Raw genomic sequence first — 18940 nt, forward strand, 5'->3', positions numbered from 1 at the left:
GGTCACGTCCCGGCGGGCGTGAAGAGCTCCTCGTAGCCGAGCGCGAGCAGGTTGTCGTAGGACGTCTGGAGACACTCGAGCGCGGTGCGGCCGTAGAACTCGTCCTGCTCCACGAGCAGGTACTCCGCGCCGATCTCCTTGCCGGCCTCGACGATCGCGGGGAAGTCGAGGTTGCCCTCGCCGACCTCCGCGAACTGCACGATGTGCTGCAGCTCCTCCTGCCACGGGGACGGGTCGCCCGCGTCGAGCGCCTCGTAGACGGCCGGGACGAGGTGCCCGATCCGGTAGTCCTTGAGGTGGACCATCGCGACCCGCCCGTCGGCGCCGTACCGGCGCAACGTCGTCACCGGGTCGAGCCCGCCCCGCTGCACCCAGTGGACGTCGATCTCGAAGCCCACCAGCGGGGAGCGCTCGGCGACCACGTCGAGCAGGTAGCGCCCGTCGTACTTCGCGAAGTCGACGTGGTGGTTGTGGTAGTACAACCGGATTCCCTGGGTGGCCAGCGCCTCGGCGACCTCCTGGCACCGGTCGGCGAACTGCTCGACCCGCGCCGTCGAGGCCATCGCCGCGGGCGGCAGCATGCCGATGCGGATCATCCGGGCGCCCAGCGTGTGCGCGTCCGCGACGAACTTGTCGAGGTGGGTCGTCAGCGACTCGCCGCCCCCGCCCGAGGTGAGGCCGCCCGAGATGGACGCGATCTCGACGCCCAGCTCGTCGCGGACCCGCGCGAGCTCGGCCACGTTCGCCGCGCTCATCTCGACGGTCGAGATCTCCGCGGCGCGGTAGCCGATGTCGCGCACCTTGCGGAACGTCTCGAAGAGCCCGCTCCGGGCGAACTCGTCTCGCAGCATCATGGTCTGGACGCCGATGGTCGTCACCGGGACTCCTTCGTCGGTCGGCTGGAACGGTCAGGGGGGCGCACGGTCGCCTCGAGCTCGAAGCGGGAGGACAGGGCCTCGCCACCGGCCAGCACCAACGGCCCGAGGGCGTCGTCCGGGTCGTACGGGCGGCAGGCGGGCTCGAGCGCGACGGCGTCGACCGAGCCCCACCAGGGGAAGCCGACCGTCCCCCCGTGCTCCTGCCAGACGTGCAGGTACGGGAACAGCTCGGGGTCCCAGCGCAGCGTGACGGCCGTCCCGGCGTCGTCGTTGCGCAGCACGACGTCGCCGCGGCCCTTGGCGCGCACCGACCGGAAGCCGCCGGGGGGGCGGTCCCCGCCGGGGAACGCCGCGTCGAGGGGGTCGCCGCCGAGGGTCAGGGTCGAGCCGGGTCCGGCGAGCGCGCCGCCGAACGTCGGGTGCTCGGTCCACGTGAACGCCGCGGGGCGGCGGGAGTGGTTGACGACCCGCTGCTCGACCGCGACGCCCGTCGCGGTGGCGTGGACCGTGCGGCGCACCGTCAGCGGAGCCGTCCGGAGCACGACCTCGAGGGTGCAGGAGCTTCCGTCCAGGTCGAGGACGCGCCACCTCCGCCAGGCCGCCTCGCCGTGGAACGGGTGCTCGACCCGGTCGACCGTGCGGGCGTCGCCCGCGTGCGGGACGAGCGTGTGCCAGCCGCCGGCGTACCGGCGGTGCCACTCCTCGTTCGAGCTCGTGGACGGGAACGCGCTCGACCAGTCCTCGTCCTCCCACGGCAGCCGGAGCAGGAGCTCCGTGGCGGTCGCGGCGTGCTCGAGGGAGGCCACGCGGGCGCCCGTGCGGTCGACCGCGAGCGCGAACTCGCCGCCCGGCGAGCGAAGCCTGAGCCGCTCGCCGGCGTCGTCCGGGCCCGTCACGAGATCGAGTACTGCCGCGAACGGCGGACGGAGGGCGCGAACGAGGCGTGGAAGATCGTCGACGCGGCGCCGATCGCCCCGGCCTCGCCCTGGACCAGCGACCGCTGGACGGCCACCCGACGCGCGCCGTGCGCCGTCGGCAGGGTGTTGACCGCGCGGTCGATCGCGTCCACCAGGATCGGCTGCAGCTCCGGGGCGAAGGCCGGCCCGCCGACGACGAGCAGGGGCAGGTCGAGGAGGTCGATGAGGGCGACGGCGCCGAGCGCGATCACGTCGGCGATCTGGTGCGCGGCGGCGACCGCGGCCGGGTCGCCTGCGCCCGTCTCGGCGCACATCTCCCGGAACGTCCGGGCGGACCCCGCGTAGCCGCGCTCCCGCGCGATCTCGGGCAGCGCGACCGTGGGGTTGCACTCCCGGACGAGCTGGGGCCGGCCGGCGTCGTCGAGGAGCCCGAGGCGGATGGCGCACAGCTGGCCGAACTCGCCCGCGTTAGCGCTCCCACCGCGGTACGTCTCGCCGTTCAGGACGAGGCCCGAGCCCATACCGGTACCCACGTACAGGTAGACGAAGTCGCCCGCACGCTCGGTCCGGCCCACCCACTGCTCGCCCGCCGCGGCCGCGGTGCCGTCCTTCTCGAGGACGACGGGGCAGCCGAGCCGCTCGGCGAGCATGCCGCGCAGCGGCACGTTCCGCCAGGCCCGGGACAGCGGCAGGTCGAGGAGCTGGCCGTCCGGCGTGATGGGCCCGGGCACGGCGACGCCGACCCCGAGGAACGTGGTCGGGTCGATGCGCGAGTCCGTCACGACGGCATCGACGCACCCCGCCACGATCTCCACCAGGGCGTCGGGGGCGACCCCGGCGTCGAGGGGAACGGTGCGCTTGTCGAGGACCGTGCCGTCCAGGTCGGTCAGCACCACCGAGACGAGCTCGGGGTCGACGAGCACCCCCGCGGCGTGCGCCGCCTCGGCCCGGAGCCGGACGGGGGTGCGCGGCTTGCCCAGCCGTTCCGTGCGCTCGGCCGCGCCCTCTGCCAGCAGTCCCCGCTCGAGCAGGACCCGCAGGATCCGGGAGACCGACTGCTGCGTGAGGCCCGTCTGCTCCGAGATCTCGGTGCGGGTGATCGTCCCCGCGAGCCGGATCGTCTCGATGATGGTGGCCTCGTTGAAGGACCCGAGGTCGTACTGGTTGGCGCCCGGCTGGCTGCGGTCGCCCCAGGGGCGAGGGCGTCGCGCGGCGTAGGACCGGACCTCGTGACGACTCGGCGTGTCGGTCAGCTCGGTCACGGTGCCTCCAGTGCTCCGTCGGGTCGGCGGACACCGGCAGCCCAGGCGTCGTGTCCGGAGAGCTCGGCCGGATACCGGGCCGCCATCTCCTCGTCGATGTCGATCCCCCAGCCCGGCGTCTCGTTCGGGAACAGCCATCCGTCCTGGATCCGCAGCGTTCCCGGGAAGACGTCGTGCGTGGCCTCATTGTAGAGGTGGCCCTCCTGGATGCCGAAGGCGGCGGAGGTGACGTCGAGGGCGACGTTCGCGGCGGCGCCGATGGGCGAGGTGTCACCCGGCCCGTGCCACGCCGTCTTGACGCCGCACAGCTCCGCGAGGTCCGCGAGCTTGCGCGCGGGGGTCAGCCCGCCGATGTCGGAGACGTGCGACCGGATGAAGTCGACGCCGCCGTCGCGCACCAGCCGGACCGCGTCCGTGAACGACGTCGTGAGCTCGCCCACCGCGATCGGCACCGGGCTGGCGGCGCGTACCTCGGGCAGCCGGTCCCAGTGCTCGGGAGGCAGCACGTCCTCGAGGAAGTACGGGCGGTACGGCTCGACCGCTCGTGCCAGCCAGACGGCGTCCTTCGGGGTCAGGCGAGAGTGCACGTCGTGCAGCAGCTCGATCCGGTCGGGCAGCGCGTCGCGGACCGCCTCGAACAGCGCCGGGACGCGGCGCAGGTAGTCGCGCGCGCTCCAGCCGTTCGGGTACGGGGCGTCCGGGTACTCCGTGGCGACGCGCGGCGCCCCGTACCCGCCCCCGCCGGGCGTGGAGAGCTGGATCCGCACGTGCCGCCACCCGGCGTCCACGAATCCCTGCGCCTCGTCGACCACCTCGTCGGCCGTGCGTCCGGCGGCATGGATGTAGGTGTCCGCCGCGGCGCGCACCTTCCCGCCGAGCAGCTCGTGCACTGGCATGCCCGCCCGCTTGCCGGCGATGTCCCAGAGGGCCTGGTCCACGCCGGAGATCGCGTTGTTCGTCACGGGCCCGCCGCGCCAGTACCCCGAGAAGGCCGCGAGGCGGGTGAGGTCGCCGATGTCGCCGGGGTACCTGCCGACGAGCAGCCGTGCGAGGTGCTCGTCGACGAAGGTGCGCACCGCCTTCCACCGCTGCGTGAAGGTGGCGCACCCGAGGCCGTAGAGGCCGGGGACGTCGGTGTCGATCCGCACCACGACCAGCGCCGTGCCCTCGGGGGCTGTCGTGATGGCGCGGACGGACGTGATCCGGACGTCCTCCCGGCCGGGCCAGGGGTTGGCGAACGTGTCGAGCGGCATGGGGGAATCAGTCTCCTTCTGGGGTGCGTGTCAGAGCCCGGACGGCAGGTCGAGCGTCGGGAGGTCGATCTCGTGCTCGGCCCGGAACCCGATCAGCTCGCGGGCGGGCGTGAGATCGATCGGCACCTCGCGGCCGACGAACCGCCTGGTCCGCGTGACCTCGGGGGCGAACGCGTCGAACAGGTCCTCGGTCCGGTAGGGGGCGAGCGTGCGGTCCGCAGCGAGGAAGAACGCGTGCGCCCCCGTCGTGGAGGCCGTCAGGGACAGCTCGACGGAGCGCGCCGCGTCCTCGGTCGTGAGGTACGACCAGCCCTCGAGCAGCCCGCTGCGCGGGTCCTCCGCCAGGCGGAGCGACTGGTCGCGCAGGGACTCCTCGGAGTTCACGTGCGGGAACCGCAGCGTGACCACGTCGATGCCCCAGTGTCGCCAGGCCATCCGGGCGGTGCTCTCGTCCTGGTGCTTGGACAGCGAGTACCAGTCCGCGATGTCGACCGGGAGGTGCGTGTCGTACGGCACGTACGCGGGCCGCACCTCGTGGACGTTCTGCGGGAGGCCGCAGGCGTTGATGCTGCCCGCGACGACCGCCCTGCGGATGCCGAGGGCGCCCGCCTGCGCCAGCACGTTGAACGTGGACACCACGTTCGTGGAGTACACGTCGAACGGCGGGGCGATGTCCCGGTGCGCGAGCGCGGCCAGGTGGACCACGGCGTCGGCGCCCTCGAGCGCCTCCGCCACGTCGTCCTGCGACCGCGTGTCGCCGACGAGGACCCGGTCCGCCTCGAGCGACGGGTCGTCGTTGATCGAGAGGGCCGTGACCCAGGCGCCGGCGGCGCGGAGGCGGCGGGTCGTGACCGATCCGATCCGGCCCGACGCCCCGGTGACGAGGATCTTGCTGCCTGCGAGGGTGCTCATCCCTTGATTCCTCCAGCGGTGCCGACCCCGCGCAGGAACTGCTTCTGGAAGATCAGGAACAGCACGACGGGGATGATGATGGACAGGAAGACGGCCGCCATCTGCACTGACAGGGGCGAGTTGCCCGTCGCGAGCGTCGGCAGCGCGACGGACACCGGCTGGAGCTTCGGGTTCGACAGCACGAGCATCGGCCAGAGGAAGTCCTTCCAGGCGCCGACGACCGAGAGCAGCATGATGACGCCGAGGATGGGGCGCGACAGCGGGAGCACGAGCGACGTGAGGATGCGGATCGGGCCGGCGCCGTCGATCCGCGCGGCCTCGAGGTACTCGCGGGGGATCGAGTCGAAGAAGCGCTTGAGCACGACGACGTTGAACGCGCTCGCGGCGGAGGGGAGCCAGACGGCCCAGAACGTGTCCTGGAGCCGGATGTGGACCAGGGGCATGTCGAGGACGGTCAGGTAGAGGGGCACGAGCGAGATCACGCCGGGCAGGAACAGCGTCGCGAGGATGGCGCCGCTGAGCACAGGCGCCCACTTGGGGCGCAGGACGCTCAGCAGGAACGCGGCGAGCGTGCTGATGAGGAGCGTCGCGATGGTCGAGCCCGCGGCCATGATCACGGTGTTGACGAGCGAGCGGCCGATCTGGGCGCCGTTCCACGCGCGGGTGAGATTGCCCCACTCGTTGGGGGTGAACCAGATGCCCATCGGGTTGGTGATGATGTCCTGGCTGGTGGACACCGACGCCTTCGCCGACCAGAGCAGCGGGCCCAGGCAGGCGATGATCAGGCCGATCAGGACGATCGTCTGGACGAGGATGAGCCAGAACCGGACGCTCCCGCGCTTGCGGTCCGCGTGGGAGATCAGGCCACGGTCCTTCGGGGCGGCCGGACGGCGCCTGCCGCGCCGGGCCCGCTCGGGGGCTGTGGGCTCCGTCGCGACGGCCACGTCGGCGGCGGTGGTGGGTGTGTCGAGGACGCTCATGACGGGCTCCACCTCTTGGTCACGAAGTAGTAGACGACGGAGAGCAGGCCCAGGGCGGCCGCGAGCAGGACGCTCAGAGCGGTCGCGGCGCCGAAGTCCCCGTTGACGAAGGCGTAGTTGTAGATCTTCAGGAGGATGGTCTGGGTGGCGTTGTTGGGCCCGCCGCCGGTGAAGAGGAACGGCTCGGTGAAGATCTGGAAGGTGCCGATGAGCTGGAGGAGCATCATCACGAGGATCACGCCGCGCAGCTGCGGGATGGTGATGTGCCAGACGCGGCGCCAGATCCCGGCGCCGTCGATCTCCGCGGCCTCGTAGAGCTCCGTCTGCACCGAGCCGAGCGCGGCGATGTAGATGATCGCGGTCGAGCCGGCGCCCGCCCAGGTCGCGTAGAGGACGATCGACGGCATGGCCATCGCCTCGGAGTTCAACCACGGGTACGGGCCGAGGCCGATCCACCCGAGCATGGTGTTGAACATGCCCTCGGCCGACGGGTCGTAGAAGAACTTCCAGAGCAGGATCGCGGCGACCGGCGGGATGATCGCGGGCAGGTAGGCGAGCGCGTTGTAGAGCCCGTCGTGCTTGCGGAGCTCGTTGATGAGCACCGCGAGGAAGATCGGGACGGGGAAGCCGATGACGAGCGCCAGCAGGGCGAAGTACGCCGTGTTGAGCGCCGCCTGCCCGAGCCCCGGGTCGGCGAGCACGTACTGGAAGTTGCTCCAGCCGACCCACTTCGCCGGTGCGACGAGGTTGTTCTTCTGCAGGCTCAGGACGAGGCCGCGGACGACGGGACCCCAGCTGAAGTAGAGGAAGATCAGGACGACGGGGATCGCGAACAGGACGGCGTGGAAGCCGCCGCCGCGATACCAGCGGGTGAGGCCGGATGTTCGTCGGCGCTTGGGCACGGCTTCGTGTTCGGCCACGAGAGTGGTGCTGGTCATGGTGGTTCCTCCCTTCGAGGGGGGACCGGCCGGGCGCCGGTGGTCTGTCGCCCGGCCGGTCGTCGGCGCTAGCGCGAGGCCTGGGCGATGATGCCGTCGACCGTCTTGTTGGCGGCGTCGACGGTCTTCTGGATGTCGACGTTCTTGTCGGTCAGCACCTTCTGCACGACGGGGTCGAGCGCGGCGTAGGTCTGCTGCGTCCCGGACACGGGCTCGGGGATCAGCGCGAGCTTCGAGCTGGTGTAGCCCGCGAAGTTCTCGAGCGGCACGTTGATGTACGGCTTGATCCACTCGAGGTAGCGGTTGTTCACCTCGTCGGAGACGGGCGGAAGGCTGGGGAGGCCGACGGGCTTCTTGTTCGCGTTGTTCGTCTTGGCGTCGGCGATCGCGACGTCCTTGTCGTAGTACTTGTCGAACTCGTAGAACTTGATCCACTTCGCGGCGGCGAGGAGCTGGTTCGGGGTCGCCTTGATGTTGAACAGCTTGAGCGTGCCGCCGGTCAGGGTGCCGTTCTCGCCGTTGCTCTGCGGCAGCGCGGTCTGGCCGAAGTCCTTCGGGTTGAAGCCGTACTGCGTGGTGATCGGGTCGTAGATGTCGGGCGCCTGGAGGAGCATGCCGATCTTGCCGGCGCCGAACGCCTGCCGTGCGGCGTCCTGGTCGTACAGGAACTGGCTGCCCATCGAGTCGTCGGTCCAGCGCATGTCGTGGAGGACCTGCAGGGACTCGACGGTCGCGTCGCCCATGTCGGCCTTCTTGCCGGCCTCGTCCTGGACCGTGCCGCCCTTGCTGTACGTCATGGTGGTGAGCATCCAGCCACCGGTGTTGTTGGTGGTCATCTGGGTGTAGCCCGCGACGCCGGGGACCTTGTCGTGGATGACCTTCGCGTCGGCCCGGACCTCGTCCCACGTGGTCGGGGGCTTGTCGGGGTCGAGCCCGGCCTTGGTGAAGATCGCCCGGTTGTAGGCGAGGCCGACCGAGAAGAGGCCGGTCGGGATGGCGTAGATCTTCCCGGAGTCGTCCTTGACCTTGTCGAGGGCGAGGGGGTTGAGGTCCTTCACCATGTCGAGCTCTTCGAGGTACGGCGTCATGTCGGGCACCTGGCCGTTGGCGATGAGCTCGTGGCTGTAGGTGAGCGAGACGCCCATGACGGTCGGCAGGGTGCCACCCGCGAGCTTGGCCTGGAACGTCTGGGCGTCCCAGGTCTCGGCGATCGGCTTGACCGTGATGTTCGGGTTGGCCTTCTCGAACGCCTGGATGCGCTTGTCGAACGCGGCGCGGTCCTCGGGCTTGTCGGCGGTGGGGTAGTCGCCCACGGTGATCGACACCTTGGCCTTGGCGTCGAGGCCGTCGGTGCCCTTGCTCCCGCCGTCACCTCCGCCGCTGGAGCACGCCGCGAGCGCGACGAGCGTTCCTGCCATACCGACTGCGGTTGCGAGCCGCAGCGACAGTTTCCTCATTGAAACTCCTCGGGTCGGGGCTCGTGTGCCGAGCCGGCCGTGGCGACAATAAAACCAAGAGTGTTAATTAGTCAAGAACGGCGCGGTGCCGAGGGCGCCCAGGGCCCCGCCTCAGGACAGGAGCAGCGTGTGCGGCTGGGGGGAGAGCAGCTGGTCCAGGACGAGGCACGCGGCGCCGATCGCGCCGACGTCGTCGCCGAGCGCGGAGCTCGCGAGCCGTGCACGCCGGAGCGCCGGGTACGGCCAGGAGTCCAGGATCGGCGGCACGACGGCGAGGAAACGGTCGCGCAGGTGGGGCCACATCGGTCCGCCGAAGACGATCAGGTCGGAGTCGAGCAGCGAGGCGGCGGTGCCGACGCCGTGACCGACCCGACGCGCCCAGCCGTCGATGACGTCCGTCGCGACCTCGTCCCCCGAGCCCGCGAGCGTCGCGACCTCGGCGAGCCGGCGTTCCGCGTCTCGGGGACCGACGGGCGTGACCTCGGGTGCCAGCACCCCGCGCTCGATCGCCTCCTCGACCACGGCGCGCGTCGTGCACGACGCGTCCAGGCCGCCGATCTCGCCCGCGTTCCCGGAACCCCCTCGGACGACGAGGTCCCCGGCGACGATGCCCATCCCCGCGCCCGTGCCCAGGTAGAAGAACACGAGGTCGGTGGACCCCGAGGCGACGCCCGCCCAGCGCTCGCCGACGACCGCGGCGACGACGTCCTTGTCCATCACGACCGGCAGCCCGGTGGTGCGGGCCACGTGGTCCCGGACGGGCACGCGGTGCCAGCCCTCGAGCTGCGGCGGGTCGACGACGGAGCCCTCCGTGTGGTCGATCGGCCCGGGTGCGGCGATCCCGACGCCGACGACACGGTCCCGCGGGACGCCGGAGCTGCGCAGCACGGCCTCGACGGCAAGGCTCATCTCCTCGAGCGTCGCGTCCTGGTCGACGACCGCGGGCGTCGGCCGCCGGAGCCGCTCGACGACGGTCCCGGCCAGGTCGAGGACGACGTAGGTGATCGCGGCGGGGTCGAGGTGCACGCCGACGGCGTAGCGACTGCCTGGCTCGACCTCGAGGACCACGCGCGGTTTGCCGCCGGTTCCGCTGCGCTTGCCCGTCTCGACGAGCAGCCCGCGTGCGATCAGCCGGCGGCAGATGTTGGAGACCGTCTGCGCGGACAGGCGCGTGCTCGCCGCGAGCTCGACGCGGCTCAGCCCGCCCGTCGCGCGCCGGACCGCGTCGAGGACGACGGTCTCGTTGAAGTCGCCGACGCGCGGCAGGTTGCTCCCCCGGCGGACCGGAGGTCGGTCGATGGTGGTCATGACGCCTCGCTCCGCCGACGTTCGGTGCCCGGACCCGGGCGACCCATTGTAAATCAAAGTGATTGATGAGTACGATCGCCGGCATGGCCGACACAGTTTCGTGGCAGCTCTCCGGTTTCGGCGACGAGATCGACCCCGATCCGCGCGTGCAGATCGCCGTCCTCCAGGCGCTCGGCGCGCAGCACCTCGAGGTGCGCAGCGCGTGGGGCACCAACGTCTCCGACCTCACCGACCAGCAGGTTCGTGACCTCCGCGCCCTGCTCGACGACGCCGGTCACCGGGTCAGCGCCGTCGCCTCGCCGATCGGCAAGGTGGACATCGCGCAGGCCCGCGAGGAGCGAGACCGCCTGCGCCGGGTCGCGGAGGTCGCTCGCTCCCTCGGTACCCGGTACGTGCGGATCTTCTCGTTCTACCGCCCCGAGGGCGTGCAGGCCGATGCGGTCAGGGACGACGTGCTCGGCGCGCTGCGCGTGCTCGCCGACATCGCGGCGGACGCCGGCGTGGTGCTGCTGCACGAGAACGAGAAGGGCATCTACGGCGACACGCCGGAGCGCGTCCTCGATCTCGCGCGCAACGTGGCGAGCCCGGCGTTCCGGCTCGCCTGGGACCCCGCGAACTTCGTCCAGGTCGGCGTGCGCCCGTACAGCAGCGGCTGGGCGGACCTCGCCCCCTACGTGGACTACCTCCAGGTCAAGGACGCCGACCTCGCCACGGGGCAGGTCTGCCCGGCCGGCGAGGGCGACGGCGAGGTCGAGGCGACCGTCGCTGCCCTGGTGGCCGCCGGATACGCCGGCTTCGCCTCCCTCGAACCCCACCTCGCGGTGGCCGGGCGGATGGGTGGGTTCTCCGGCCCGGCCGCCTTCGGCACCGCCGCGCGCGCCTTTGCCCGCATCACCGAACGAGCAGGAGTCTCACTCTCATGAGCACCACCACCGGAGCGCCCGCACCGCTGCGGGTCGCCGTCGTCGGCTGCGGCGTCATCGGACGCCTGCACGCCGAGGTCGCCGCGCGGTCCGCCGACCTCGACGTGGTCGCCCTGGTCGACCCGCACGACGAGCGGACCGCGGCCGTGTCCGACGAGCTCGTCGCCGCGGGGAGTCGCGCTCCCCGGCGGTTCGCGGCTCTCGCGGACGCCCTCGCCGCGGGCGGCATCGACGTCGTCAGCGTCTGCACGCCGAGCGGCGAGCACGCCGCGCTCGCGCTCGAAGCGCTGGAGGCCGGGGCGCACGTCGTCGTCGAGAAGCCGCTGGACGTCGCGATCGAGCCCGCCCGGCGGCTCCGGGACGCGGCCGCGGCCCGGCCCGGCCAGGTCGTCGCGGTCATCTCCCAGCACCGGCACGACGAGTCGGCTCTCGCGGTGCGCCGTGCCGTCGACGCCGGCCGGCTCGGCCGGCTGACGTCGGCGGTCGCCAACGTCGACTGGTACCGGACGCAGGAGTACTACGACTCGGGGGAGTGGCGTGGCACCTGGGCGCTCGACGGCGGCGGCGCCCTCATGAACCAGGGCGTCCACACCCTCGACCTCCTGCTGTGGTTCCTCGGCGAGCCGGTCGAGGTCGTCGCGTACACGGCGCGCCTCGGCCACGAGCGGATCGAGGTGGAGGACGTCGCGGTCGCGATCGTGCGGTTCGCGTCCGGCGCGCTCGCCACCCTCCACGCCTCCACGACGGTCTACCCCGACCTGGGCGTGCGTCTCCAGGTGCACGGGACCGACGGGTCCGCGGTCATCGAGGCCGACGAGCTCACCTTCTTCCACGCCCGCGACGCCGAGGACGGGGACTGGAAGGCCAACCAGGCGGCCGAGGAGGTCGGCGGCGGCGCGACGGGTTCCGTGCGCGGCGCGCTCGACCCGCAGGAGTCGCACGTGGCCCAGTACGGCAGCTCGCACGACGCCCAGTGGGCCGACGTCGTCGGGGCGGTCCGGGAGGGCCGCGCCCCCTGGGTCACGCTGGACGACGGGCTGCGCGCCCTGGCCACCGTCCGCGCGGTCTACCTGTCGGCGACGCTCGGCGAGCCGGTCCGCGTCGCCGACGTCGTCGACGGGCGCTACGACGGCGTCGCCACGCGCACCGGTGCTTCGGAGCGGGTCGGCACGTCCGCCTGACCGTTCCCGGCGGGTCGGCGCATCGACCGGTCACCGCCGACGAGCGCGGCGCAGGCGGGCAGGATCGCGTCCGCGAGGGCCCGGTGACCGGCGTCGTTGGGGTGGACGCCGTCATCGCAGAGCAGATGCGGATCGTCCGCGGTCGCGGTCCCGAACCCCGCGACGTGCGTGTGGCCCCACCGGGCCGCGGCGTCGGTGATCCAGGCCCGCATCTGGGCGGCCCGGTCAGAGAGCTCGCGGGTCGGGAAGTAGGTGGTGACGAGGACCGGTCGGCCGGGGAGGTCCTCCGCGAGCCGGCGGTGATCGCGGTCGATCGCCGCCCGGACCTCGTCGGCGCGGTCGGGGAGGAACCGGATGTCGTTGGCGCTCAGGCAGACGACCACGGCGTCGGGCTCCAGACGGACCAGGGCGTCGAGCAGCGTGGTGTCCGTGGCCGAAGGCTGCCGTTCACCGTCGGCGCCACGCGGCCCGCGACGTCGGAAGTAGCCCATGCCGTCGAGCGCGAGGTTGACCTCGCGCCAACCGAGGTCGTCGCTGACGAGACTGGACCAACGGGCACGAGGACTGCTCGTGCCGCGCCATCCCGTCACGATCGAGTCGCCGTAGAACGCGACGGTCGGGTGCCTCCGTGCCTGGGTCGGTGTCGCCACCGGCCGAGGTTATCGCCGGCCGGTACCCCCCGGGAGCGCGGGTACCGTGTGCGGGTGTCTCGGATCCGCGTGGTCGCACTCGCTGTGCTCGCCGATCCGGCCACTGGCGCACTGTTCGTCGACGAGTCGACCGACCCGTCAACGGGACGCTCGTTTCACCGGCCGCCGGGCGGCGAGGTCGAGTTCGGGGAATCGGCCGCTGAGGCGATCGCCCGCGAGCTCGACGAGGAGTACGGCCTGGCGGTGTCCGTCGGGCGGCGCCTCGGGGCCCTGGAGAACCGGTTCGTCCTCGACGGGAAGCCCGGTCACGAGATCGTGCTCGTGCACGAGGTCGAGCTCGACGGGACGGCTGCTCCGCGGGACGGCACCCCCTGCCGCGACCAGGACGGCGTCGTCGGCGTCTGGCGACCGCGCCAAGAGGCCGAGGTCCCGCTGTACCCCGCCGGCATCAGCGGGCTGCTGGAAGGGACCGTTGCCGAGTAGCTGCTCGCGCTGCGGCCCATCGGGACACACCCGCCCATCGCGTCGTCTCCAAGGGCGCTCCTCGTGACGTGACCCGACGAGACCGGCCGGCTCGCCGGACTGGGACGATGGGGCCGTGCCCATCACCGTCGTCCCGTACTCCGACGAGTGGCCCGCCGCGTTCGGGCGCGTGGCGGCAGCGCTGCGGTCGGCGCTCGCGGGCGTCGTTGACGCGGACGTCGAGCACGTGGGCTCCACGTCGGTGCCCGGACTCGCGGCGAAGCCCGTGCTGGACGTCGACGTGATCGTCGCTCCCGACGACGTCCGGGCGGCGGTCCGTGCGGTCGAGTCCGTCGGGTACGTCCACCGCGGCGACCTCGGGGTCACGGGCCGGGAGGCGTTCCACGCGCCCGACGACGACCCGGTGCGCCACGTGTACGTCTGCGTCCGGGGCACGCTCAACGTCCGCAACCACCTCGCGGTCCGGGACGTCCTGCGGCGGCGCCCCGATCTCCGCGACGAGTACGGCGCGGTCAAGCTCGCGCTCGCCGCCGACCCCGTGATGGACATCGTCACGTACGTGGCCCGCAAGTCCGGCGTGCTCCAGCGGGTCCTCGCCGAGGCCGGCCTGACGGACGCGGAGCGGTACGAGATCCTCCGGCTCAACACCGATCCGGAGCCCGCGACGAGCCCCACCGGCGCCGGGGACTAGGGAGCGGGTAGGGCCGGACCGCTAGGGAGCGGGGTAGGGCCGGACCGACCCTCGCGGGCGACCGGTGGGCGGGCCGAGGAGGAGCTCGGGCAGCTCGTCGAGCGTCACGGGCGGCTCGACCAGCCGCTCCCAGCGGCGCGTCGGCTGGGTGGCGGCCAGGAACTCGACCGCCTGCTGGAGGTGGCGCGGCTCGTAGTTGTGCACGCCGGTCACGGTCAGCCAGGAGCGCACCACACGCTCGGGGTCGAGGGCGAGCGGCGGCGCGGGCGCCACCGACCCCACGAGCACCAGCACCCCGCCGACGTCGAGGGCGTCGAGCGCGGCGCTGACCGCGGACGTGGCGCCCGAGAGCTCGAAGGCGACGTCGACGGCGGGCAGGACCTCGCCCGCCGGGCGCGTCGCCGTGGCGCCGAAGTCGCGCGCCGCGGCCAGGCGGCCGGGATCGACGTCGGTCACGACGACGTCGGCGGCGCCCTCGGCCGCGGCGAGCGCGGCGGCGCACAGCCCGAGCATGCCCGCGCCGACGACGAGCACGCGCTTCCCGGCCAGCGTGCCGACCGCGCGTCGGGCGGCCTCCGCCGCGGCGACCACGGTCGCGGTGGCGCACGCGGCCGGGGCGGCGGCGGCGTCGGGCAAGGCGCCGGGCACACGGGCGAGCGCCGTACCGGCCGGAAGCACGACGTGCGTCGCGTACGAGCCGGACAGCGGCCACGCCTCGTCCAGCCGCTCGTGGCCGACCTTCCGCACGCTGCGGCACTTCGCGGTCCGGCCGGCACGGCAGCGGTCGCACGCGCCGCACGCGACCGTGACGGACCAGACCACCCGGTCGCCGGGGCGCACCGGCTCGCCCGAGAGCAGGAGCGGACGCGCGCTGCCCACCGCCATGACAGTCCCGACCGCCTCGTGGCCGAGGACGGACGGCGTCGGGCCGGGCCGTCGCCCCGAGACGGTGTGCCGGTCGCTGCCGCACACGGTCGCCAGGTCGACCCGGACGACGATCTCGTCCGGCGCGGGGGCGGCGAGCCGGAAGCGCTCGACGGTCACGCGCGGCCCGCCGTGCCAGACGGCCGCCCGGGCGGCCGTCGACGTCGCGCCGGTCTCCGCGGACACGCTGCCGGGGGTCATGCGGCGAACCGGGCGCGCGCCCACGACGAGAACCGGTCGACCAGCCACACCAGGACGAGCACCATGAGGATGTACGTGAGCATCTGCCCGAACTCGAACATCTTGATCGCCTTGGTGATGAGGAACCCGATGCCGCCGGCGCCGACGAGGCCCAGCACGAGCGAGGCGCGGACGTTCACGTCGAAGCGGTAGAGCGTGAGCCCGACCATCTGCGGCGCCACGCCGGGCAGGACGGCGTGGGTGACGACCTGCGTCCGGCCCGCGCCGGCGGTCCGCAGCGCCTGCGAGGGCCCCTGGTCGGTCTCCTCCATGGCCTCGGCCCAGAGCTTTCCCATCACGCCGGTGTTGTGGACGATCAGTGCGAGCACTCCCGAGAACGGGCCCAGCCCCACCGCGGTCACGAACACGAGCGCGAACACGACGTCGGGCACGGCCCGGAGGAACGACAGGACGGCGCGCGCGGCCTGGTAGACGGCCGGGTGCGGGCTCGTCGTCCGCGCACCGAGCACCGCGAGCACCAGCGAGAACGGGACCGAGAGCGCGGTGCCGAGCAGGCCGATCCAGAGCGTCACGAGCGTCGCCTGCAGGCCCGGCTTCACGACGGTGTCCCAGGTGAGGTCGGGCGGGAACGCCTCGCTGACGAACCGCGCGATGCCCTCCCGACCGTCGACGAGCGCGGCGATCGAGAAGTCGGTGCCGCGCCAGGCGAGCACCAGGGCGGCGACCGTGACGACGGCGACGCTCGCGGCGGACACCAGCTCCCGGGGGCTGCGCCGGCGGCGCGGGACGGGTGCGGTGCGACCCGCGGCGTCGGGGACCGCCGGGGAGACGGGGGGCTCGGTGGCGGCCGTCACGACGTCGCGGCCGGTGGGACGGGCGGAGGTGGTCATGCGGCGCTCCGGGGTGCGGTCTCGCTCGGGTAGAGGGCGGCGACGTCGGGTGCCGTCACGTCGGCGGCGGGGCGGTCGAGGACGATCCGTCCCGCGGACATGCCGAGCACGCGGTCGACGTGCCGGAGCGCGAGCGGGGGGTCGTGGGCGACGAGGACCGTCGCGAGCCGCTGCGCGTGGGTGAGGTCGGTGAGCAGCCCGGCGACCTTCTCCGCGGCGGCGGGGTCGAGGGCGGAGGTGGGCTCGTCGGCGAGCAGGACGGACGGCCGCTGGCACAGCGCCCGCGCGACGGCCACCCGCTGCTGCTGGCCCCCGGACAGCCGTCCTGCGCGCTGGAGCGCCCGGTCGGCGAGCCCGACCTGCTCGAGGCACCACATCGCCTCGGCGCGCACGTCGTGGGGGAAGAGGCCGGGCGCGAGCGAGCGGACGAGCGGCAGCCGCCCGAGCGCCCCGGCGCACACGTTGTCGAGCACCGTGAGCCGCGGCACGAGGTTGACCTGCTGGAAGATCATGGCGACCTCGCGCCGGTGGGCGCGGTCGGACCCGGCGCCGGCGCCCGACGCGTCGCGCACGAGCTCGGAGCCGACGTGGACGATCCCGTGGGTCATCGGCGTCAGCCCGGCGACGGCGCGCAGGGTCGTGGACTTGCCGCAGCCGTTGGCGCCCAGGACGGCGACGATCTCGCCGGGCGCCACGTGCAGGTCGAGGCCGTCGACGGCGCGGCCGCGCCCGGGCGGCAGGCCGGGGAACTCCACGGCGAGGTCGCGCACGGTGAGCCCGACGAGGGGCGGTGCGGCGAGGGGTGGGATCATGCGGCACTCCGGGGAGAGGGCCCCCGCCGCGCCGGGATGGCGACGCGGCGGGGGAGTTCGGATGGCTCGGGGCAGACCGGTCAGACGTCCTTGTCGGTGAGCCCGAGGGTGTCGGCGAGGTCGAACAGCGGCTGGTAGGTCGACTTGTCGACCTTCACGAGCGGGCCGGCGGGGTCGACGTCGAGGTAGGCGCCGATCTGCTTGACGTCGGCGGTGTCCAGGTCGAGCAGGGCGGCCTGCACGGCCGCCTGGAACTCGGGGCCGAGCTTCCCGGCCACCGTGACCGGGTCGTTGGGGATGCCGTCCGACTTCCAGATCTGGCGGAACTTCTTCGGGTCGAACGTGCCCTCGCGGGTCGCCGTGGCCTGGGTCTGGCTGTTGATCTCGGCGGCGTCGACGGTGTCGTTGGTGAGGGCGAGCATCGCCTCGGGGTGGCCGCCCGCGTAGTTCTCGTCGACGTCGTCGTCCGACAGGCCGGCTTGCTTGAGGGCGTACCGGGGGAGCGCGTCGCCCGACGTCGAGCCGGTCGAGCCGAGCGCGAGGCTGTGGCCCTTGAGGTCCGCGACCGTCTGGATCGACGAGTCCTTCGGGACCCAGATGCCGGCCGTGTAGCTCGACAGGGTCCCGTCCGCGAGGCCGAACGAGGCGACCGCCTGTGCGTCGGCCCGCCGGTTGGCGAACACGAAGCCGAGCGGGCCGAGGACGGCCATGTCGAGCTTCCCGTTCTCCATCGCGAGGACCTCGGCGGAGTAGTCCTCGACGATCGACACGTCGACGGGGCAGTTCAGCTTCTTGCTGAGGCCGGCGGCCATGGTCCGGAAGGCGGGCTCGAGCTTGCCAGGGTCCTCGAAGGGCTCGACGCCCATCCGGATCTTCCCGTTCGGGCACGAGGCGTTCGCGGCGGACCCGGTGGTGCCCGCGTCGGCGGAGCCGCCGCCGGAACAGCCGGCGAGACCGCTGACGAGGAACGCACCGGCGGCGACGGCGGCTGCGGCGCGGAGACGTGCGGACATGGTGATCTCTCCTGAGTCTGGGGTGCTGCGGGGAGGGGAGGGGTCAGAGGACGTCGTTGAGCACGGCGGCCGCGAGGCCGGGTGCGGTCGTCATGCCGATCCCGGAGGTGACGGACACGACGTGGACGCCGGGCTGGGGCTCGGCGACGAGGAAGGGGTCGGGCGCGGACGCGTACACCCCGCGCCAGCGCTCGACGACGCGGAGCGGCCCGGCGCCGGGGAGCAGCCGCGCCGCGTGGCTCAGGAGCAGCTCGTCGAGCTCCTCCGCCTGGAAGGGCGCCGGGGTGAGCGACCTGTGATGGGTGTCCCCGAGGGTGAGGGTGCCGTCGGGGCGCTGGGTCAGCATGAGGTTGACGTCGGCGTCGAGCAGGGCCGCGTCGGTCGCCGCGAGGCGCTCGCGGACGGACTCGAGCGCGGGGCTGACGGCGAACGCGCCGTACCGCAGCAGCGACGTCCCGGTGAGGACGGCCGGCGCGATCGTCGTGGGCCGGGGCGTGCCGACCCGGAGCATGCGGAGCGCGCAGCGTCGCACGCCGCGCTCGGCCGCCAGCTCAGGGAAGTGTCGGTCCACGTCGTGGCCGACGGCGACGACCACGCGCCGGGCGACGACGGTCCCCCGCGACGTCCGGACCAGGACGCCGTCCGCGCCGGGCTCGAAGCCGTGGACGGTGGTGGACCAGCGGACGGCGGCGCGGGGGCGGTCGTCGAGGTGCCGGGCGAGCTCGGCGACGGCGCGGCGCTGGTCGAGGCGGACGTCGAGCGGCAGGTGAGCGCCCCCCACGACGTCGTCCCCGGCGTCGGGCAGGAGGCTCAGGACGGCGGCCCGGTCGAGCAGGCGGACGTCGCCGTCGCGCGCCGTTGCGAGGTCCTCGAGGACCGCGCGCTCGTCGTCGGCGCGGGCCACGACGAGCGTGCCGGTCTCCTGCAGCCCGAGGTCGACCTCCTTGGCGAGGGCGAGCCAGCGCTCGCGGGCGGCGAGGGCGTGGTCGAGCGCGACGCCGTCCTGCGCGGTGAAGCAGCCGTGCCCGAAGTTGCGCACCGACGCGCCGACGGCCCGCTCGTCGCGCTCGAGCACGACCACGCTCGCGCCGCGATCCGACGCCTCGAGGGCGTGCGAGAGCCCGACGACGCCGGCTCCGACGACGAGGAGGTCGACGGGGCGGTGCGCGGCGAGCGACGGTGAGGAGGTCGTGGTCACAGCCCGACCTTGGGTTCTCTCGCCGAGCCGGCGCAACCCACTTCCCGAACTTGTCCGAACAAGTTAACG

Annotated in this window: 19 protein-coding genes; 4 read left to right on the forward strand and 15 right to left on the reverse strand. The window is 73.1% G+C overall.

The window, feature by feature from the left end; all coding sequences use genetic code 11:
- Positions 1-2: 2 nt before the first annotated feature.
- The 9 genes from ACLQ14_RS01120 to ACLQ14_RS01160 all read right to left on the reverse strand — a co-directional run bounded on the left by ACLQ14_RS01120 (position 3) and on the right by ACLQ14_RS01160 (position 9905).
- Positions 3-878 (reverse strand): sugar phosphate isomerase/epimerase family protein, encoded by an 876-nt coding sequence (locus tag ACLQ14_RS01120; protein ID WP_425808990.1) that lies wholly within the window; start codon positions 876-878, stop codon positions 3-5.
- Positions 875-1774 (reverse strand): hypothetical protein, encoded by a 900-nt coding sequence (locus tag ACLQ14_RS01125; protein ID WP_425808992.1) that lies wholly within the window; start codon positions 1772-1774, stop codon positions 875-877. Before ACLQ14_RS01125 ends, ACLQ14_RS01120 begins: the two co-directional genes overlap by 4 nt.
- Positions 1771-3057, reverse strand: a complete 1287-nt coding sequence (locus tag ACLQ14_RS01130; protein ID WP_425808994.1) for an ROK family transcriptional regulator — start codon at positions 3055-3057, stop codon at positions 1771-1773. Before ACLQ14_RS01130 ends, ACLQ14_RS01125 begins: the two co-directional genes overlap by 4 nt.
- Positions 3054-4310, reverse strand: coding sequence for an enolase C-terminal domain-like protein (locus ACLQ14_RS01135; protein ID WP_425808996.1), 1257 nt, complete (start codon positions 4308-4310; stop codon positions 3054-3056). Before ACLQ14_RS01135 ends, ACLQ14_RS01130 begins: the two co-directional genes overlap by 4 nt.
- 30 nt (positions 4311-4340) lie before the next feature.
- Positions 4341-5222, reverse strand: coding sequence for an NAD-dependent epimerase/dehydratase family protein (locus tag ACLQ14_RS01140; protein ID WP_425808998.1), 882 nt, complete (start codon positions 5220-5222; stop codon positions 4341-4343).
- The gene (locus tag ACLQ14_RS01145) at positions 5219-6202 is read right to left on the reverse strand and encodes a carbohydrate ABC transporter permease (protein ID WP_425809000.1); all 984 of its coding nucleotides are present in this window, start codon (positions 6200-6202) and stop codon (positions 5219-5221) included. Before ACLQ14_RS01145 ends, ACLQ14_RS01140 begins: the two co-directional genes overlap by 4 nt.
- Positions 6199-7140 carry a carbohydrate ABC transporter permease gene (locus ACLQ14_RS01150; protein WP_425809002.1) on the reverse strand — a complete coding sequence of 314 codons (942 nt, stop codon included), beginning with the start codon at positions 7138-7140 and terminating at the stop codon, positions 6199-6201. The genes ACLQ14_RS01145 and ACLQ14_RS01150 overlap by 4 nt, the downstream gene beginning before the upstream one ends.
- 68 nt (positions 7141-7208) lie before the next feature.
- A complete protein-coding gene (locus ACLQ14_RS01155; RefSeq protein WP_425809003.1) occupies positions 7209-8558 on the reverse strand; it encodes an extracellular solute-binding protein in 1350 nt (449 codons plus the stop codon).
- A gap of 150 nt (positions 8559-8708) precedes the next feature.
- On the reverse strand, positions 8709-9905 hold the full coding sequence (locus ACLQ14_RS01160; RefSeq protein ID WP_425809004.1) for an ROK family transcriptional regulator: 1197 nt from the start codon (positions 9903-9905) through the stop codon (positions 8709-8711).
- Between the two features lie 83 nt (positions 9906-9988).
- Between ACLQ14_RS01160 and ACLQ14_RS01165 the strand changes: the two genes are divergently transcribed.
- Both ACLQ14_RS01165 and ACLQ14_RS01170 read left to right on the forward strand, forming a co-directional pair.
- On the forward strand, positions 9989-10828 hold the full coding sequence (locus tag ACLQ14_RS01165) for a sugar phosphate isomerase/epimerase family protein (RefSeq protein WP_425809006.1): 840 nt from the start codon (positions 9989-9991) through the stop codon (positions 10826-10828).
- Complete coding sequence (locus ACLQ14_RS01170; protein ID WP_425809008.1) at positions 10825-12009, forward strand: Gfo/Idh/MocA family protein; 1185 nt, start codon at positions 10825-10827, stop codon at positions 12007-12009. The genes ACLQ14_RS01165 and ACLQ14_RS01170 overlap by 4 nt, the downstream gene beginning before the upstream one ends.
- On the opposite strand, the gene ACLQ14_RS01175 is transcribed toward ACLQ14_RS01170, so the two are convergent.
- A complete protein-coding gene (locus ACLQ14_RS01175; RefSeq protein ID WP_425809010.1) occupies positions 11952-12659 on the reverse strand; it encodes an SGNH/GDSL hydrolase family protein in 708 nt (235 codons plus the stop codon). The genes ACLQ14_RS01170 and ACLQ14_RS01175 overlap by 58 nt on opposite strands.
- 54 nt (positions 12660-12713) lie before the next feature.
- On the opposite strand from ACLQ14_RS01175, the gene ACLQ14_RS01180 reads away from it, so the two are divergent.
- Both ACLQ14_RS01180 and ACLQ14_RS01185 read left to right on the forward strand, forming a co-directional pair.
- Positions 12714-13142, forward strand: a complete 429-nt coding sequence (locus ACLQ14_RS01180; protein ID WP_425809012.1) for an NUDIX domain-containing protein — start codon at positions 12714-12716, stop codon at positions 13140-13142.
- Between the two features lie 115 nt (positions 13143-13257).
- A complete protein-coding gene (locus tag ACLQ14_RS01185; RefSeq protein ID WP_425809014.1) occupies positions 13258-13833 on the forward strand; it encodes a GrpB family protein in 576 nt (191 codons plus the stop codon).
- A gap of 21 nt (positions 13834-13854) precedes the next feature.
- Here the strand turns inward: ACLQ14_RS01185 and ACLQ14_RS01190 are convergent, their stop codons facing one another.
- The 5 genes from ACLQ14_RS01190 to ACLQ14_RS01210 form a co-directional block, all read right to left on the reverse strand.
- Complete coding sequence (locus ACLQ14_RS01190; protein WP_425809016.1) at positions 13855-14958, reverse strand: alcohol dehydrogenase catalytic domain-containing protein; 1104 nt, start codon at positions 14956-14958, stop codon at positions 13855-13857.
- Positions 14955-15848 carry a phosphonate ABC transporter, permease protein PhnE gene (gene phnE, locus ACLQ14_RS01195; protein WP_425809018.1) on the reverse strand — a complete coding sequence of 298 codons (894 nt, stop codon included), beginning with the start codon at positions 15846-15848 and terminating at the stop codon, positions 14955-14957. Before phnE ends, ACLQ14_RS01190 begins: the two co-directional genes overlap by 4 nt.
- Positions 15845-16660, reverse strand: coding sequence for a phosphonate ABC transporter ATP-binding protein (locus ACLQ14_RS01200; protein ID WP_425809020.1), 816 nt, complete (start codon positions 16658-16660; stop codon positions 15845-15847). The genes phnE and ACLQ14_RS01200 overlap by 4 nt, the downstream gene beginning before the upstream one ends.
- Positions 16661-16740: 80 nt before the next feature.
- Positions 16741-17673 (reverse strand): phosphate/phosphite/phosphonate ABC transporter substrate-binding protein, encoded by a 933-nt coding sequence (locus ACLQ14_RS01205; RefSeq protein WP_425809022.1) that lies wholly within the window; start codon positions 17671-17673, stop codon positions 16741-16743.
- Positions 17674-17716: 43 nt separating this feature from the next.
- Entirely contained in the window at positions 17717-18871 is a 1155-nt protein-coding gene (locus ACLQ14_RS01210; RefSeq protein WP_425809024.1) for a TIGR03364 family FAD-dependent oxidoreductase, read from the reverse strand.
- Between the last annotated feature and the right edge of the window lie 69 nt (positions 18872-18940).

Origin of the sequence: Luteimicrobium sp. DT211, assembly GCF_049844995.1 — a bacterium.
In the GTDB taxonomy this organism is placed as follows: Bacteria; Actinomycetota; Actinomycetes; order Actinomycetales; family Cellulomonadaceae; genus Luteimicrobium.